General features: G+C 61.5%; 13 protein-coding genes. 4 read left to right on the forward strand and 9 right to left on the reverse strand.

Annotated features, from left to right (window positions below; genetic code table 11):
- Positions 1 to 646 precede the first annotated feature (646 nt).
- Both guaA and guaB read right to left on the reverse strand, forming a co-directional pair.
- Positions 647 to 2,224: a glutamine-hydrolyzing GMP synthase gene (guaA, locus tag CPH57_RS14895; RefSeq protein WP_021504498.1), complete on the reverse strand. Its 1,578-nt coding sequence runs from the start codon at positions 2,222 to 2,224 to the stop codon at positions 647 to 649.
- 103 nt (positions 2,225 to 2,327) lie between these two features.
- Positions 2,328 to 3,791 carry an IMP dehydrogenase gene (gene guaB, locus CPH57_RS14900; RefSeq protein WP_004941460.1) on the reverse strand — a complete coding sequence of 488 codons (1,464 nt, stop codon included), beginning with the start codon at positions 3,789 to 3,791 and terminating at the stop codon, positions 2,328 to 2,330.
- A gap of 170 nt (positions 3,792 to 3,961) precedes the next feature.
- Here guaB and xseA point away from each other — a divergent pair, with 170 nt between their 5' ends.
- Entirely contained in the window at positions 3,962 to 5,338 is a 1,377-nt protein-coding gene (gene xseA, locus CPH57_RS14910; protein ID WP_055312720.1) for an exodeoxyribonuclease VII large subunit, read from the forward strand.
- 3 nt (positions 5,339 to 5,341) lie between these two features.
- Here xseA and CPH57_RS14915 read toward each other — a convergent pair whose 3' ends face one another.
- The gene (locus tag CPH57_RS14915) at positions 5,342 to 7,708 is read right to left on the reverse strand and encodes a TIM-barrel domain-containing protein (RefSeq protein ID WP_096242491.1); all 2,367 of its coding nucleotides are present in this window, start codon (positions 7,706 to 7,708) and stop codon (positions 5,342 to 5,344) included.
- Between the two features lie 11 nt (positions 7,709 to 7,719).
- The gene (locus CPH57_RS14920; RefSeq protein WP_033651564.1) at positions 7,720 to 9,030 is read right to left on the reverse strand and encodes an MFS transporter; all 1,311 of its coding nucleotides are present in this window, start codon (positions 9,028 to 9,030) and stop codon (positions 7,720 to 7,722) included.
- A gap of 359 nt (positions 9,031 to 9,389) precedes the next feature.
- Here CPH57_RS14920 and CPH57_RS14925 point away from each other — a divergent pair, with 359 nt between their 5' ends.
- The 3 genes from CPH57_RS14925 (at position 9,390) to CPH57_RS14935 (ending at position 11,889) form a co-directional block, all read left to right on the forward strand.
- Positions 9,390 to 10,460 (forward strand): LacI family DNA-binding transcriptional regulator, encoded by a 1,071-nt coding sequence (locus CPH57_RS14925; protein ID WP_089197708.1) that lies wholly within the window; start codon positions 9,390 to 9,392, stop codon positions 10,458 to 10,460.
- A gap of 62 nt (positions 10,461 to 10,522) precedes the next feature.
- Positions 10,523 to 11,548 carry a M4 family metallopeptidase gene (locus CPH57_RS14930; protein ID WP_096242492.1) on the forward strand — a complete coding sequence of 342 codons (1,026 nt, stop codon included), beginning with the start codon at positions 10,523 to 10,525 and terminating at the stop codon, positions 11,546 to 11,548.
- Complete coding sequence (locus tag CPH57_RS14935; RefSeq protein WP_016929750.1) at positions 11,548 to 11,889, forward strand: protealysin inhibitor emfourin; 342 nt, start codon at positions 11,548 to 11,550, stop codon at positions 11,887 to 11,889. Before CPH57_RS14930 ends, CPH57_RS14935 begins: the two co-directional genes overlap by 1 nt.
- A gap of 4 nt (positions 11,890 to 11,893) precedes the next feature.
- Here CPH57_RS14935 and CPH57_RS14940 read toward each other — a convergent pair whose 3' ends face one another.
- The 5 genes from CPH57_RS14940 to CPH57_RS14960 all read right to left on the reverse strand — a co-directional run bounded on the left by CPH57_RS14940 (position 11,894) and on the right by CPH57_RS14960 (position 16,744).
- Positions 11,894 to 12,115: a zinc ribbon domain-containing protein gene (locus tag CPH57_RS14940; RefSeq protein WP_004941446.1), complete on the reverse strand. Its 222-nt coding sequence runs from the start codon at positions 12,113 to 12,115 to the stop codon at positions 11,894 to 11,896.
- A gap of 13 nt (positions 12,116 to 12,128) precedes the next feature.
- Positions 12,129 to 13,085 carry an AEC family transporter gene (locus tag CPH57_RS14945; protein ID WP_033651565.1) on the reverse strand — a complete coding sequence of 319 codons (957 nt, stop codon included), beginning with the start codon at positions 13,083 to 13,085 and terminating at the stop codon, positions 12,129 to 12,131.
- Between the two features lie 99 nt (positions 13,086 to 13,184).
- Positions 13,185 to 14,675 carry a ribosome biogenesis GTPase Der gene (gene der, locus CPH57_RS14950; protein WP_004941442.1) on the reverse strand — a complete coding sequence of 497 codons (1,491 nt, stop codon included), beginning with the start codon at positions 14,673 to 14,675 and terminating at the stop codon, positions 13,185 to 13,187.
- A 255-nt stretch (positions 14,676 to 14,930) separates the two neighbouring features.
- Positions 14,931 to 16,112, reverse strand: coding sequence for an outer membrane protein assembly factor BamB (gene bamB, locus CPH57_RS14955; protein WP_046687651.1), 1,182 nt, complete (start codon positions 16,110 to 16,112; stop codon positions 14,931 to 14,933).
- Between the two features lie 11 nt (positions 16,113 to 16,123).
- Positions 16,124 to 16,744: a YfgM family protein gene (locus CPH57_RS14960; RefSeq protein ID WP_096242493.1), complete on the reverse strand. Its 621-nt coding sequence runs from the start codon at positions 16,742 to 16,744 to the stop codon at positions 16,124 to 16,126.
- Positions 16,745 to 16,755: the final 11 nt, after the last annotated feature.

The following is a 16,755-nucleotide window of genomic DNA, read 5'->3' on the forward strand; positions in this document are numbered from 1 at the left end:
GAAAAATCATATAATTAGAATTTCAATTCCAAGCAATGAATGCCGATAAAACGTAGGGCTCGCCCTTGAGAAGGGTTATTAAATACAATGAAGCCGCTAATTTCCCCAATAAAAACAGAAGGAAAGATTTATAAAATAAGAAATAGACTAATTCATCGCATCCTTCTGATATATTTATTCGTCAGACCAAGTCTTTCAGAAAAATCCCATAAAAAGACTCATGGAGTCCTTTAATTTTCGCAGAGAATTAATTAGCTACGCCATCGCCCGATGCCGATGAGTCGACGCGCCTCAATACGGCAATTCATTTTAATGCCGCGGCCCGGCGGATACGGTGAATAAAGCCCCGTTATCCGACGACATCATCGCACCGGCGAAGTGCGCGTGGTTGCAGAATACCGTTCTGCGGATAGGCGCAAAGCCGAGATGGAAAACGCCGCGTCTCAGGAAATGAGCCGTAAGCAAAGCGCAGGCGGCTCCGCGCGGGCTGTCCTCTCCGTTCGCGCCTCTCTCAACCCAGCCCTCTTGCGGATCGGAGGCCGTCTACGGCACAGGGCGCCAAACATCGGGCATAAAAAAACCCGCCGTTAAGCGGGTTTGGTTCTCATGTGCGGTTCACTGACGCCAGCCTACGCCGGACGCGGGATTACTCCCACTCGATCGTCGCCGGCGGCTTGCCGCTGATGTCGTACACCACGCGGGAGATGCCGTCCACTTCGTTGATGATGCGGTTGGACACGCGGCCGAGGAAGTCATACGGCAGATGCGCCCAGTGCGCGGTCATGAAGTCGATGGTTTCCACCGCACGCAGGGAGACCACCCAGTCGTATTTGCGGCCGTCGCCCATCACGCCGACCGAGCGCACCGGCAGGAACACGGTGAACGCCTGGCTGACTTTGTTGTACAGATCGGCTTTGTGCAGCTCTTCGATGAAGATGGCGTCGGCGCGGCGCAGCAGATCGCAGTACTCTTTCTTCACTTCGCCCAGCACGCGCACGCCCAGACCCGGGCCCGGGAACGGGTGACGGTACAGCATGTCGTACGGCAGGCCCAGTTCCAGGCCAATTTTGCGCACTTCGTCTTTGAACAGCTCTTTCAGCGGCTCGACCAGGCCCAGCTTCATCTCTTTCGGCAGGCCACCCACGTTGTGGTGCGACTTGATCACGTGCGCTTTGCCGGTGGCGGAAGCGGCGGATTCAATTACGTCCGGGTAGATGGTGCCCTGCGCCAGCCATTTCACCTGCTCTTGCTTGCAGGCTTCTTCGTCGAACACTTCAACGAACACGCGGCCGATGATTTTACGCTTGGCTTCCGGCTCGTCGACGCCCGCCAGCGCGGTCAGGAAGCGGTTTTCCGCCTCGACGTGCACGATGTTCAGGCCGAAGTGGTCGCCGAACATTTCCATCACCTGCTTGGCTTCGTTCAAGCGCAGCAGGCCGTTGTCGACGAACACGCAGGTCAGACGCTTGCCGATGGCGCGGTGCAGCAGCATCGCGGTCACGGAGGAGTCAACGCCGCCGGACAGGCCGAGGATCACGTGGTCTTCACCCACCTGCTCGCGGATGCGCTCAACCGCATCTTCGATGATGGTCGCCGGCGTCCACAGGGCCTCACACTGGCAGATGTCCAGTACGAAGCGCTCCAGCATGCGCTGGCCCTGACGGGTGTGGGTCACTTCCGGGTGGAACTGCACGCCGTAGAAGCGTTTTTCTTCGTTGGCCATAATGGCGAACGGGCAGGTATCGGTGCTGGCGACGGTCACGAAGTCGGACGGGATCGCGGTCACTTTGTCGCCGTGGCTCATCCACACGTCCAGCAGCGGTTTGCCGGCCGGGCTGATGGCGTCTTCGATGTCGCGCAGCAGCGCGCTCTCGTTGACGATTTCCACCTGCGCGTAGCCGAACTCGCGTTCGTTGGAACCCTGCACATGGCCACCCAGCTGCATCGCCATGGTCTGCATGCCGTAGCACACGCCCAGCACCGGCACGCCGGCGTTGAACACGTAGTCAGGGGCGCGCGGGCTGCCGGCTTCGGTGGTGCTTTCCGGGCCGCCGGACAGGATGATGCCGCTTGGGTTGAATTCGCGGATCTGCTCTTCGCTAACGTCCCAGGCCCACAGTTCGCAGTAAACGCCGATTTCGCGCACGCGGCGGGCGACCAGTTGGGTGTATTGCGAACCGAAGTCCAGTATGAGGATGCGATGCTTATGGATATTTTGTGTCATGTGAGGCGAATTCCAGCAACAAGAGAAAAAGAGCGAAAATGTATGTTTTCGGGATGGGGCTTAGCGCCCCACCCCGGCCTCTCACTCAGGAGAGGTTAAGGCATCAGCCCATGCGGTAGTTCGGCGACTCTTTGGTGATGGTCACGTCGTGCACGTGGCTTTCCTGAATGCCGGCGCCGCTGATGCGCACGAACTCCGCCTTGGTGCGCAGATCGTCGATGGTGGCGCAGCCGGTCAGGCCCATGCAGGAGCGCAGGCCGCCCATCTGCTGGTGCACGATGGCTTTCAGCATGCCTTTATAGGCCACGCGGCCTTCGATACCTTCCGGCACCAGTTTGTCGGCGGCGTTATCGGTCTGGAAGTAACGGTCGGAAGAGCCTTTGGACATCGCGCCCAGCGAGCCCATGCCGCGGTAAGATTTGAACGAGCGCCCCTGATACAGCTCGATTTCGCCCGGAGATTCTTCGGTGCCCGCCAGCATGGAGCCGACCATCACGCAAGAGGCGCCCGCGGCGATCGCTTTGGCGATATCGCCGGAGAAGCGGATGCCGCCGTCGGCGATAACCGGAATACCGGTGCCTTCCAGCGCTTCCACCGCGTCGGCGATGGCGGTGATCTGCGGTACGCCTACGCCGGTCACGATGCGGGTGGTACAGATGGAGCCAGGGCCGATACCCACTTTCACCGCGCTCACGCCGGCTTCAGCCAGCGCTTTGGCGCCCGCCGCGGTCGCGACGTTGCCGCCGACGATCTGCAGATCCGGGTATTTGGCGCGGGTTTCGCGGATGCGCTGCAACACGCCTTCGGAGTGGCCGTGCGAGGAGTCGATCAGCAGAACGTCAACGCCTGCCGCCACCAGCGCATCAACGCGCTCTTCGTTGCCGGCGCCGGCGCCGACCGCCGCGCCCACGCGCAGACGGCCGTGCTCGTCTTTACAGGCGTTCGGCTTACGTTCCGCTTTCTGGAAGTCTTTAACGGTGATCATGCCCAGCAGGTGGAAGCTGTCGTCCACCACCAGCGCTTTTTCTACGCGCTTTTCGTGCATCTTCTGCAGCACCACGTCGCGCGCTTCACCTTCTTTCACGGTGACCAGGCGATCTTTCGGCGTCATCACCGCAGTCACCGGCTGAGTCAGATCGGTCACGAAGCGCACGTCGCGGCCGGTAATGATGCCGACCAGCTCGTTGTCTTCGGTGACGACCGGATAACCGGCGAAGCCGTTGCGCGCGGTCAGCTCTTTCACTTCCTGCAGCGTGGTGGCCGGGGTAACGGTCTGCGGGTCGGTGACTACGCCGCTTTCATGTTTTTTCACGCGGCTGACTTCTTCAGCCTGGCGCTCGATGGACATGTTTTTGTGGATGAAGCCCAGGCCGCCTTCCTGCGCCAGCGCGATGGCCAGGCCGGATTCGGTAACGGTATCCATGGCTGCGGACAGCATAGGGATGTTCAGGCGGATGGTTTTGGTCAGTTGAGTGCCGAGCTCTGCGGTGTTAGGCAGAACCGTGGAGTGGGCTGGAACCAGGAGGACGTCGTCAAACGTCAGAGCTTCTTTAGCGATACGTAGCATGGGCAATATCTCACCAGGGTGGGCTGTGAAAAAGATAAAATATTGCCGCGGCATTATACAGAGCGGAATCGGTTGCCTCCAGCACTTTCTTACAAAAAGTCTTGATTACCTTTTTCAGCCATGTAGTATCGACCAATTAAGTGATTGTTTTGAAATTTGATCTGGGTCACATGTCGCTACCTGTTTCGCCTTCCATTTTTACCGTAAGCCGCCTGAATCAGACGGTTCGCCAACTGCTGGAAATGGAAATGGGGCAGATTTGGCTCTCCGCCGAGATCTCCAACCTCTCCCAGCCCGCCTCCGGCCACTGGTATTTCACGCTGAAAGACGACCGCGCCCAGGTGCGCTGCGCGATGTTCCGCAACAGCAATCGCCGCGTCACCTTCCGGCCGCAAAACGGCCAGCAGGTCTTGGTGCGCGCCAGCATCACGCTGTATGAACCGCGCGGCGACTACCAGCTGATCGCCGAGAGCATGCAGCCCGCCGGCGACGGCCTGCTGCAGCAACAGTTCGAGCAGTTGAAACAGCGCCTGAGCGCCGAAGGGCTGTTCGATCAGCAGTTCAAGCAGCCGCTGCCCGCCCCGGCCAAACGCGTCGGGGTGATCACCTCCGCCAGCGGCGCGGCGCTGCACGATATCCTGCAGGTATTGCAGCGGCGCGATCCGTCGCTGCCGATCGTCATCTACCCCACCTCGGTGCAGGGCGCGGAAGCGCCGATGCAGATCGTGCGCGCCATCGAGACCGCCAACCGCCGCGATGAATGCGACGTGCTGATCGTCGGCCGCGGCGGCGGTTCGCTGGAGGATCTGTGGAGCTTCAACGACGAACGCGTGGCGCGGGCGATCTTCGCCAGCCGCATTCCGATCGTCAGCGCCGTCGGCCATGAAACCGACGTCACCATCGCCGACTTCGTCGCCGACCTGCGGGCGCCGACCCCTTCCGCCGCCGCCGAACTGGTGAGCCGCAATCAGCTCGAGCTGTTGCGCCAGCTGCAGTCGCAGCAGCAGCGGCTGGAGATGGCGATGGATTACTACCTGGCGCAGCGTCAGCAGCAGTTCACCCGAATTCATCACCGTTTACAGCAGCAGCATCCGCATCTGCGCCTGGCGCGCCAGCAGACGCTGCTGTTCAAGCTGCAGCGCCGAATGGAAGACGGCATGCAGCAGCAGCTGCGCCTGGCCGCCCGCCGCAGCGAACGCGCCCAGCAGCGGCTGGCGCAGGTGCAGCCGCAGGGCCGCATTCACCGCTACCAACAGCGCGTACAGCAGCAGGAATACCGCCTGCAGCAGGCGATGGAGCGCCAGCTCAACGCCTACCGCCAGCGTTTCGGCGTGGCGTGCAGCCAGCTGGAGACCGTCAGCCCGCTGGCGACGCTGGCGCGCGGCTACAGCGTGACGCAAACTCCGCGCGGCGAGCTGCTGAAAACCACCAAGCAGGCGCAGGTCGGCGAGCTGCTGAAAACCCGCCTGCAGGATGGCTGGGTGGAAAGCGAGGTGAAAACCATCACCGTCGCCAAAAAGCCGCGCAAGAAGCGCGCGGCCGAGTAAGCCCTACTCCAGCGTAAAACGCTCGCCGGGTTCACCGTTCACCCACAGCGCGCGCGTTTCGCCTTCCGGCAGGCTGAGCGTCAGCGTGCGCCAGGCCGGGCGGAAATGCCCTTCCGTCGTGATATCCAGCATGATGCGCTGATGGTCACAGCGCATTTCCCAGCGCAGCCACAGCGCCTCGCCCTGCCGCCAGCCGTCGCTTTCGCCGTCGTCCTCAAACAGCAGCCCGCCGCTCGCCCCGCCGCCCTTGAGCGGAAACAGCCGCAGCTCGCGCCGATCGTCGGCGGCCACGTCCACATGCGCCAACCGCTGCGACAGCGGCAGCGCCGCCCCGGCGCGCACCAGCAGCGGCAGACGCACCAACGGCGCCGCCAGCGTCACCGTCTGGCCGCCGCCGAACCACTGGCCGCTGTAGAAGCAGTACCAGCCTTCGCCGTTATCCGGCAGATACACCGAACGGCGACGTTGCCCCGGCTCCACCACGCTGGCCACCAGCAGATCGCGGCCAATCAGAAAATCGTCGTTTTCGCCAAAGGTGCGCGCATCCTGTTCGTGATCGAGAAAAGTCGGGCGCAGCATCGGCTCGTCGTCGGCGCAGGCCTGCCACAGCAGCGTGTAGAAATACGGCAGCAGCCGGTAACGCAGGTTGATCGCCTCGCGCACCGCCGGGGTGGCGGCCGGGTACATCCAGGGTTCGTTGACCGTGGCGTCGTCATTCCAGGAGTGGATGGTGAAACGCGGGTGCATCACGCCGTTTTGTACCCAGCGCACCAGCAGCTCCGCGTCCGGTTTGTCACCGGAGAAGCCACCGACGTCGTGGCCGAGGTTATACAACCCGGACAGGCTCATGCCCAACCCCATGCGAATGTTGTAGCGCAGCGTCTGCCAGCTGGTGCGATTATCGCCGCTCCAGGTCTGCACGTAGCGCTGCATGCCGGCGCAGCCGGAGCGCGAGATCAGGTACGGCCGCCGCTGCGGCGCAAAGCGCAACTGGGCCTCCATCGAGGCGCGCATCATCAGCAGCGGCATCACCGGGCGGAGATGTTTGATGGCGATCGGCCGTCCAAAGCCGTGGCAGCGCGCTTCGCCGTCCCACACTTCGTACTCGTTGTTGTCGTTCCAGGTCGAATCGATGCCCATCTCCAGCAGCTGCTGTGTGACGCCCTGCTGCCACCATCGCACCGTCGCCGGATTGGTGAAGTCGAGGTGCGATCCTTCGTCGTCCCAGAAGCTGGAGCGTTCCGGCGCGTCGCTTTGCGAATCGCGGATAAACAGCCCCTGCGCCGCCACCTCTTGATACTGCGGATGATCCTGCAGCAGGCACGGCTTGATGTTGGCCGCCAGCTTGAGGCCGGCGTCGTGAAACGCCTGGCTGAGCAGCCTGGGCTGCGGCACCTTGTCATAGTTCCAGTTAAACACGTAGCGTTTGTTGTTGATCGAGGTGTAGCCCGACGACAGCTGGAAAGAGTCGCAGGGGATGGCATGTTGGCGGCACAGCGCAATGAACTGTTGCAGCTGCTGCTGGGCGTCCGGCGCGTCGGTGTAGTGCATGGTCGAACCGCTGTAGCCCAGGCTCCACTTCGGCCCGAAGTGGGTGCGGCCGGTCAGGCGCACGAACGCCTTGGTGACATCCAAAACCTTCGGCCCGAGGAACAGGTAGTAATCCAGATCGCCCGCTTCGGCCTGATAGCGGCGGTAGGCCGTATGGTAGTTGTCGATCTCGTTGCCCAGATCCAGCCAGCAGCTGCTCAGGTTGTCGTAGAACAGGCCGAAGCTCGCCTCCGGCCCGCGGGTGATGGTGAACGGAATGTGCTTGTACAGCGGATCGGTGCTGGCGGCGTTGTAGCCCATCGCGTCCAGATTGCGCATCTCGAAGCGGCGGCCGGTGCGTTCCAGATCGCCGGCCTTCTCCCCCAGGCCGTAATAGCGCTCATCGGCGAAACGCCGCTGGTAATGCGCCACGCCGTCGCCATGCGCGTTGAGCAGGTAGGCGCTGGTCGGCCGATCCGCCGCCAGCGGCCGCCACTCGCCGGCGGCATTGCAATACTCCCACGCCAGCCACAGCGGCTGATGCACCGTCACACGCAGCAGCGGCGTGCTGACCACCAGCCGATCGCCCTCCCGGCGCAGCTGATAGCCCGGCAGGTTGAAACCAGCGACGCTGAGCCGATCTCGCCCCTCCCAGGGCACATCCTCCTGCGGCGCAATGCTCCAGGTGCGATCCAGCGCCAGCTCGCCCTCACGTTTGATCAACACGCGGAACAGACCGTCTTCCAGCACGTACAGGCAGAAACGGTGGCGTTCATCGACCAGCAGCTCGACGTGGTCGGCATGCTGCGCCGCCAGCGTCCAATTTTTCAACGTTTTCATACATATTCCACTTAGCTGTGTGAAGGGGTTTTCTTACCGCCGCGCTCGGCGATCAGGGCGATCAGGAACAGGGCGCCGATCAAATCGAAGAAGCCCATCGCGATAAACAGCGGGTTGAAGCCGAGGGTGTCGGATACCGCGCCGATCAGGAGCGTGAACAGGAAGCTGGCGATCCAGGCGCTGGAGCCGCGCATGCCGTTGACCGTCGCCATTTGGTTTTTATCGAACGATTCCACCACCAGGGCGCTGAGCATGCAGGAGATCACCTGATGGCCGAATCCGCCGATCGAGATCAACGCGATCGCCACATAGGGATCTTGGGTGATCGCCACGAACGCCAGCGACACCATCAGGAAAGCGCCGGTCACCGAGCTGGCGACCACCGAGTTGACGCGGCTGCAGCCGAACCATTTGCGGTATAGGGTGGTGAGATAGCCGCTGGCGACGCTGCCGATATCCGCCGCCAGGAACGGCAGCCAGGCGAACATCGCGATCTGCTTCAGATCCATGCCGCGTTCGGTGGCCAGGTACAGCGGCACCCAGAAACTGAAGACCGCCCAGGCCGGCTCGGCGAGAAAGGCCGGGATGGCGATGCCATAGAATTTCTTGTTCTTGCACAGGCTGGCCAGCGAAGTGAAGAACGGCAGCTTCGGCAGCACCGGCTCGTTGTCTTCACGGATCAGATCCAGCTCTTGTTGGCTGAGGTTCGGGTGCTGCTGGGGCGAGTGGTAGAACAGCCACCACAGCACTACCCAGATCAGTGCCAGCCCGCCGGAGAACAGGAACGCGCCCTGCCAGCCGAAGGAGACGTGGGCGATGACGATGATCGGCGGCGCCAGCATGGCGCCGATGGAGAAACCGACGCCCGCCCAGCCGGCGGCGATCGGACGCTCCTTCTTCGGGAACCAGTCGGAGATCGCCTTGGCGTTGGCCGGGGTGGCCGCCGCCTCCGCGCCCCCCATGAAGAAGCGCAAAATGGCCAGTTGCAGCCAGCTGCCGGCGCCGGCGTGCAGCATGCACACCACCGCCCAAATGCCCGCGCAGATCAGAAAGCCCATCTTCAGGCCGATGACGTCGATCAGCCAGCCGCAGATCGGCTGAAATACCGTATAGGCCAACTGGAACGACGCCACCACCCAGGCATATTGCTCGGTGCTCATGTTCAGGCTGGTTTTCAGTTCCGGCGCCAGAATGCCCAGCGAGTTGCGGGTAATGTAGTTGACCGTGACGCCCAACAAGAACAGCGCCAGCATCCACCAGCGTAGCGATTTGAACTTGCGCCGGCCGCTCTGCGCGACCGTCTGATTGATCTCCACACTCATCGGTTCTCTCCCCGCGGCCGCCCGTGACAACGACGCGCGCATTGGTAGGGTACATTGCGCTATCAAAAGGGGACGGTGAACACAGGCCAACGCCCGCATAACAGACCGGCAGTTCATCACAACCCCATGATTTATTTTGTGTTTTCTTCTTTGCACACCGTTAAAATTGGACTGACAAGTCGTTAAAATTGGTGTACCAATGCAGACTACTCAGCGATCACGCACAGCGAAACGGGGTTTTTTGCAAAGATTTTCACAGGCGGGTGAAAAAATAGTCATAATGGCCGCAGGATCCAGTCAAAGTGCTGAAAAGCCGCAGTGAAAATATTCTCATGGACGAATTTGAAGGAGATCACAAAATGAACGGAAAGCTGAAAATCCAGGAGATCGCCCGCCAAACCGGGCTGTCGATCAGCACCGTTTCCCGCGTGCTGGCGGGCAAGGCCAACACCAGCGCCGAAGCGCGCCGCAAGGTGCTGGAATGCGCGCAGCAAAACGGCATTCTACAGGGCATTTCCAGCGGCCGATTGATGTTGAACAATGTGATGGTGTTCGCGCCGCAGCGCGCGTTCGACGTGCGCACCGATATCTTCTACTACAAGGTCATTCAGGGCATCGCCGCCGCACTGATGCAGCACGAGGTGCGCATCCGTTACTGCGGCCTGGAAGAGCAGCACAGCGACGGCGCGCTGTTTCTGGAAAAAATGAGCGATCCGCACACCGAAGCGGCGCTGATCATCGGCATCGACGACGAGCATATCCATACCCTGGCGGCCGATCTGCCCAAGCCCTGCGTGCTGATCAACTGCACCGATCGGCAGATGCGGCTGGACAGCGTCTCGCCGGATCATCAGCTGATCGGCGACTATTCCGCCAGCTATCTGTTCCAGCAGGGGCACAGCCATATTCTCAACCTGCAGTGTCTGCGCCGCCACACCATGGAGCTGCGGCTGGCGGGCATCCGGCAGGCCTACGCGCGGCATCATCTGCCGTTCGACGACGGCCGCCATCTGGTGACCACTTCCGGCTTCGGCAGCGAAGAGGCCGAACAGGCGCTGAGCACCTACCTGAACCGCGCCCCGCTGCCGACGGCGATCCTGGCCGGCGGCGACTACATGGCGGTCGGGGCGGTCAAGGCGCTCAACAAGCGGGGGCTGAGCGTACCGGGCGACGTATCGGTGATGAGCACCGATGGCTTCAACCTGGCGGAAATACACGACGTGCCGCTGACCTCGGTACAGGTGCCGCGCGATGAGCTGGGCTACGAGGCGATCCAGCTGCTGCAGCGGCGCATGCTGCGCGCCGACGCGCCGCCGTGCAACCTGCTGCTACATGGCCGGTTGGCGGTACGCGCCTCGGTGCGGCGCATAAGTCCCCACAAGACCACCCCGGCGGTGAGCACGCATAACCACAGGCTTTATGACGAGTAGACTACACTTAGGCTCAGTGCATTCATTCGATGAGGTAAATTTTTTGCCTAAGGAGAGCCACTATGCAAGCCCAGCGCATGCGTTCCGTCATTCCTCCCTACATGCTGCGCCGCATTATTGAACACGGTAACGCCCCGCAGCGCGACTGCGCGCTGCACACCCTGAACCACGTGCAAAGCCTGCTCGGCAACAAGCCGCTGCGTTCACCGACCGAGAAAAACGCCCGAGCCGGCGAAGCGCTCCGCGATATCTACGACGCCCAGAACGGCACCCAACTGCCCGGCAAACAGGTGCGCAAGGAGGGGCAGCCCAGCAACCACGACGTGGCGGTGGACGAGGCCTACGACTATCTCGGCGTCACCTACGATTTCTTCTGGCAGGCCTACCGGCGCAATTCGCTGGATAATAAAGGGCTGCCGCTGGTCGGCAGCGTGCACTACGGCAAGGAGTACCAGAACGCTTTCTGGAACGGCCAGCAGATGGTGTTCGGAGACGGCGACGGCGAGATCTTCAACCGTTTCACCATCGCCATCGACGTGGTCGGCCATGAGCTGACGCACGGCGTGACCGAGAGCGAAGCCGGGCTGATCTACTACCAGCAGTCCGGCGCGCTCAACGAATCGCTGTCTGACGTGTTCGGTTCGTTGGTCAAGCAATTCCACCTGCAGCAAACCGCCGATAAAGCCGACTGGCTGATCGGCGCCGGTCTGCTCGCCAAGGGCATCAAAGGCAAAGGGCTGCGCTCGATGTCAGCGCCCGGCACCGCCTACGACGACCCGCTGCTGGGCAAAGACCCGCAGCCCGCCAGCATGAAGGATTACATCCAGACCAAGGAAGACAACGGCGGCGTGCACCTCAACTCCGGCATTCCCAACCGCGCGTTCTACCTGGCGGCAACCGCGCTGGGCGGCTTCGCCTGGGAAAAAGCCGGCTACGTCTGGTATGACACGGTGTGCGACAAAGCGCTGCCGCAAAACGCCGACTTCGCCACCTTCGCCCGCGCCACGGTGAAACACGCGCAGGCGCGTTTCGATCAAAGCGTGGCGGACAAGGTGCAACAGGCCTGGCATCAGGTGGGGGTGGAGTAATGAAACCGCTGCCGACGCTCAATCAGGATACGGTCATTGAGCTGGCGCGCGAGGGAGGCTTCGCCTACATTCCCAAACTGGCGGGCCAGCGCCGCATTGCGCTGGCCGATATCACGCCGGAGCAACGGCAGCGCCTGAATCAGTTGCTGAATCAGACGCTGCCGTACGCCCAGGAAGAGGGCCAACCCAACTCCCCCGGCTGCGGCGACCAGCGCTACTACCGCGTACAGATCAACTACACCAGCCCCACCCTGAGCACCGAGATCGTGCTGTTAATCCCGGAAAGCAGCGCGCCGCAGGCGCTGGTGGATTTGTGGAAAACCGGCCAGGTGGATGAGTGAGGGCTTACAGCGGCTGATAGCTGAAATTCACCCGTTTTTTGGAGATCAGCCCGTGCCCGTTCTGGCACAGGTAATCCACCGCCCCGCAGGCCTTCAACTCTTGCAGCGGCTGCCCGCACTCCGGGCAGCTCGCCAGCTGCCGATAATCGCGCTGACAGGCGGCACAATGGTAGTGACCCGCTACCCAATTCATGGTCTGACGACAGTGCGGACAATGCGCATCCATAACAGCTCCCAGGTTAAATCGCGCCCCATGAGCGCAAGAAATAGATCCCCAACGCGGTGGTGAAGAACGACCCGACGGTGGTGATAGCGATAATGTTGGCCGCCAGCGTGGCGTTGCCGCCCATAGCGCGCGTCATCACATAGCTGCCCGAAGCGGTCGGCGTGGCGGAAAACAGGAAGATAATGCCCAGCGCCGCCCCCTGAAACCCGCACAGCCAGCCGGCCAGCGTCATCAGGAACGGCACCAGAAACAGCTTGGCCGCCGACGACAGCGCCGCCACGTTGGACGAGCGGAACATGGCGCGAAAATCCAGGCTGGCGCCGGTGCACAGCAGCGCCAACGGCAGCGACAGCGCGGAGATATAGCTGCCGGTCTGGCGGATCACGGTCGGGATGCCCAGCCCGGTTTGCGCATACAGCAGCCCGCACACCAGGCCGATGATCAGCGGATTGGTGACAATGCTGCGCAGCAGCGACAGGTGGCTGATTTTCTTGCCCTGCCCGCCCTGCAGGCTGCGCGTGAGGGTGATGACCGACAGTATGTTGAACAGGATCACGGTCACCGTCAGGTACAGCGAGGCGAGCGCAATGCCTTCGCTGCCGTAGGCGGTCATGGCGTAGGCCAGACCGACGATGGCGGTGTTGGCGCGAAACCCGCCCTGCACGAACACCCCGCGCTCACGCGGTTCTTTCACCACCCACCTGGCCGCCAGCTCCAGCAGCAGGAAGGTCGCCAGCGTGCCGACCGCGCCGAACAGCACCAGCGGCAGATTGCCGAGCAGCTGCGGATGGTTGGTGGCAATGCTGAAAAACAGCAGGCACGGCAGCGCCAGATTGAACACCAGGCGGGTCGCGCCATCGACGAAGCGGTCATCCATCAGGCGCCAATGGCGCAACAGGATCCCCAGCAGCATCATCAGCAGATTCGGCACGGTGACGTCGAACGCAAAACTCCAGGTTTCCCAGGACATGGTGTTCCTTCAGACAGGCAAGGTAATCTTCAGATAATAAAACGATTTCGGGCCAATAAAAAAGGGGCGCGGCATCACTGCCGCGCCCCTCATGAGCGATTACTTGCTCTTTTTCAGGTGGCTCATCAGGCGTTTGCGCTTACGCATCTGGGTCGGCGTCAGCAGGTTGCGTTTGCCGGCGAACGGGTTGTCGCCCTCTTTGAACTGGATGCGGATCGGCGTCCCCATCACGTTCAGCGAGCGACGGAAGTAGTTCATCAGGTAGCGCTTGTACGAATCGGCCAGATCGCTGACCTGGTTGCCGTGGATCACCACGATCGGCGGGTTGTAACCGCCGGCGTGGGCGTATTTCAGCTTCACGCGGCGGCCGCGCACCAACGGCGGCTGGTGATCGTCAACCGCCATCTGCATGATTTTGGTCAGCATCGAGGTGTTTACGCGACGGGTTGCGCACTCGTAGGCTTCCTGTACCGATTCGAACAGGTTGCCGACGCCGCTGCCGTGCAGGGCGGAAATAAAGTGCACGCGCGCGAAGTCGACGAAGCCCAGACGCAGATCGAGCATCTCTTTCACGTGCTCGCGATCTTCTTCGCTCATGCCGTCCCACTTGTTGACCGCAATCACCAGTGAGCGCCCACTATTGAGGATAAAGCCGAGCAGCGAGAGGTCCTGATCGGAGATGCCTTCACGCGCGTCGATCACCAGCAGCACCACGTTGGCGTCTTCAATCGCCTGCAGGGTCTTGATCACCGAGAATTTCTCGACGGTTTCGGTCACCTTGCCGCGTTTGCGCACCCCGGCGGTGTCGATCAGCACGTATTCGCGTTCGTCACGCACCATCGGAATGTAGATGCTGTCGCGGGTAGTGCCCGGCATGTCGTACACCACCACGCGCTCCTCGCCGAGGATACGGTTAGTGAGCGTAGACTTACCTACGTTCGGGCGGCCGACGATCGCCAGTTTGATCGGCAGATCCTGCGGATTGAACGCTTCTTCCGGCTCTTCGTCTTCTTCGCCTTCCAGCGTTTCGCCGTTTTGCTCGGCCCAGTAAGCGGCGTTGGCCTCTTCCTCGGTCAGCTCGACGTCTTCCGGTTTTTCCGGCACGAACGGCACCAGCACGTGTTCAATCAGCTGGGTCACGCCGCGGCCGTGAGAAGCGGCGATAGCGAACACTTCACCCAGACCGAGCGAGTAGAAATCGGCGGTGGCGGTGTCCGGATCCAGACCGTCGGTCTTGTTGGCCACCAGGAATGTCGCCTTCTGGCGGCTGCGCAGGTGCTGGGCGATGCCCTGATCCGCCGGCATCAGGCCGGCGCGGGCGTCGACCATGAACAGCACGATGTCCGCTTCTTCGATCGCCAGCAGCGACTGACCGGCCATGCGCGTTTCGACGCCGTCTTCGGTGCCGTCGATGCCGCCGGTATCGACGATGATAAATTCATTGCCTTCGATTTCAGCACGACCATACTTGCGGTCACGCGTCAGCCCCGGGAAATCCGCCACCAGCGCATCGCGCGTATGGGTTAAACGGTTGAACAAGGTGGATTTACCCACATTCGGGCGCCCGACCAGCGCGACGACAGGTATCATTGTTGAAGCCTCATTACTTAATAATCAATGCGTTACTGCACTGTGGATAGACACCAGCGGTGCAGCTTATAAAATACGAAACGGCCCCTGAACATTCAGGAGCCGTTTTCCCCTTCATCTTTCGCGCCACAGCGGCGTTGTCTGCGCACCTTCGCCTCGGTCACTTAGCTCACTAAGCTCCCGAGGACTCATGCGCTTGCCGCCTGGCTGCAACCCGAAATCATTCGGGTGCAAGAAGGGATACGACGAGCGGCGTTAGCGGGTGAAAGCGTAAACTTTCCCGCCGCGAGCCTGGATGACCAGCTTGTCGCCGGCCACCATCGGCGCAGACAGGAAGCCGGAGCTGTCCACTTCCTGCTGGGCGACAAAACGGCCATCGGTGGTGTTGACCCAGTGCAGATAGCCTTCGGCGTCACCGGTCACCAGATAACCATTATACATCACCGGCGGCGTCAGGTTGCGGTGCAGCAGATCGCTCTGCGTCCACACGGTCACGCCGCCTTCGGTGCTGAGCGCCACCACGCGATCGTTCTGGTCGATCAGGTAGATGCGGCCCGCGTCGACGATGAAATCATTCACCGAACCCAGCTCGCGTTTCCAGATGATCTGACCGGAACGCAGATCCAGCGCCGTCAGGTTGCCGTTGTAACCCAGCGCGTAGACCACGCCGTCAACGATCACCGGCGTGGTGTCCACGTCGTTCAGGCGATCGATTTCGGTCGCGCCGCTCGGCTGAGAAATGCGCTGTTGCCAGATCAGCTGGCCCTGCTGCATCAGCACGGCGCTGACGCGGCCGTTGTCACCGCCGACGATGGCGGCGCCAAAGGCGACGGCTGGCGCGGATTCACCGCGCAGCGACAGCGAAGGCATATCCAGGTTAACCGTCCACTTCACCGCGCCGTCGGCTTCGTTCAGCGCCTGCAGCATGCCGTTGGAAGTATGCACCAACACCATGCCGTCGCTGACAACCGGACGGGAGATCGCTTCGCCGGCCACTTTGGTCTGCCAGGCGATGGCGCCGTCGGCGGTGTTCAATGCGTAAACCACCGCTTTTTCGCTGCCGACGTAAACCTTGTCACCCGCAACCGTCAGGCCGCCCGACAGCAGCGCAGACAGGTTGCTGGAGAAGAAGCCGGTCTTCTCGGAAAGATTGACCTTCCACTTCTCGTTGCCGCTGTCGGCATCCATCGCTTTCACGATGCCGAAGCGATCGGCGGCGTAAATGGTGCTGTCCTGATAGGCCGGACGCAGGTGGGAGTAATACTCACCGATACCGTCGCCCACCGAGGTGCTCCACGCCTTGTTCGGCGTAAACTGATTTTCAACTTTCGGCAACGGCGACATGGTAACCACGTCTTCTTCGCTGTTAAACAGCGAGCAACCACTCAGCAAGGCAGCGGAAACCAGTCCGACCAAGAGTGTTTTACGCAATTGCATGGGAATTCCCCTTAGCTGGACAAGTTATTCAATTTCATGCGCAGCAGAACCTGCAGCGCTTGAGAAGCGTTGGACTCAATGCCTTTGCTGTAAGCTTCGCGCGCGCCCTTGGCGTCGCCCTTCGCCAGCAGCACATCGCCGCGCACATCCTGCATCATCGCCGCCCAGCCTTCGCCTTTCACGCCATCCAGCGTTTTCAGCGCTTCATCCAGCTTTTTCTCCTGCAGCTGGACGCGCGCCAGACGCAGGTCGATCATCGCCAACAGGTTGTCGTCTTTGGTCTGGCCCTGCGCCAGCGCCAATTGTTGTTCCGCCTTGGCGAAATCATTCTGTTCGACAAAGTGCTTGGCCAACTGCAGCGCGGCCAGTACGCCGTAGCTGTTGCCGTTGGCCTGGACAAATTTCTCTGCGGTAGCCACGTCATCCGGCTTGCCGGCCGCCAGACGATCGCTGGCTTCCTGATAGGATTGCGATGCCGCCATCATGTTGGAGTTTTCATGGCTCTGCCAGTAACGCCAGCCAACCAGGGCACCAATTCCGAGCACCACGCCCACCGCCAGCGCTTTGCCGTTCTCGGCAAAGAACCGACGCAGTGCGTCGACTTGTTCGTTTTCAGTGGTATAGACTTCCACGGTGTCCTTCT

The sequence above is a fragment of the Serratia sp. JKS000199 genome, from assembly GCF_900215455.1.
Classification (GTDB): domain Bacteria; phylum Pseudomonadota; class Gammaproteobacteria; order Enterobacterales; family Enterobacteriaceae; genus Serratia; species Serratia ureilytica.